Here is a 940-nt window from a genome sequence, read left to right as displayed (position 1 = left end):
GGAAAGAAATAAGCGCAAGCTATATATCGGTGGTAAAAAATTTAATATAGGCTCATTAAGTTTTAAGGCTCATGCTAACTTTAAAGAACCGAAATCCCTTTATATTCGCAAAGAGCGTGGTCAATATTTCGTTTCTTTCTGCTATGAAGATGGTGTTGAGATTCAAGAGTTTGACGGTAAGAAATTCGATGCTAAAAAATACGCCAAAAGACAGTTAGATCATTTGCAGGGCATGGACGAAGAACAACTACAAAAAATAGTGGTTGGTATAGATCGTGGTGTCACCATTCCTGTTCATGCAGGCTATGAAGAATTTGATTTCTCTAAAGAACAAAAGAATCATTTAACAAAAGCAGATCGCTACATTAAGCGACTGCAAAGAAAACTCGCTCGACAAGTAAAAGGCTCAAACCGAAGAGCTAAGACTAAACATCGAATTGCGGTGCATCACTCTAAGAAAGCCAATATTCGCAAGGACTTTGCTCATAAGACAAGTCATAGCCTAGTTAATGGTTTAGCTAAGGTATTTATCTTTGAAAAATTAAATACCAAGAGCATGACTAAAAAGCCTTTACCAAAGATCGATGAATCAGGTCGATTTATTCCTAATAAGGCTAAAGCCAAAGCAGGCTTAAACAAATCTATCCTGAACGTGGGTTGGCATAGAATTGCATCATTCCTAGCTTACAAAGCAGTTAAGCTAGGTAAAGCGGTATTTACCATCAATGCTTCTTATACAAGTCAAGAGTGCGCTTTATGCGGTCACACTCACCCCGACAATCGCAAAAGCCAAGACAAGTTTAAATGCGTGAGTTGTGGACACATTGACAATGCAGATCACAATGCATCAGTTGTTATTAAGAACAGGGCGATTAATTTAATTTTAGACAGTGGAACGCTGTTGGATGACAATCATTTGTCATCTAGTGGGCGCAGAGGT

Annotated in this window: 1 protein-coding gene; it reads left to right on the top strand. The window is 38.3% G+C overall.

Annotated features, from left to right (window positions below; genetic code table 11):
• Positions 1 to 940 (top strand): RNA-guided endonuclease InsQ/TnpB family protein (locus ACPEPR_RS13800; RefSeq protein WP_423562566.1); only part of this gene is annotated, 940 nt, incomplete at both ends.

The sequence above is a fragment of the Acinetobacter sp. AND/436 genome (assembly GCF_049546925.1).
Classification (GTDB): domain Bacteria; phylum Pseudomonadota; class Gammaproteobacteria; order Pseudomonadales; family Moraxellaceae; genus Acinetobacter; species Acinetobacter indicus.
The sequence above is the reverse complement of the archived record's forward strand: the minus strand, read 5'-3'. Positions and strand labels throughout refer to the sequence as shown.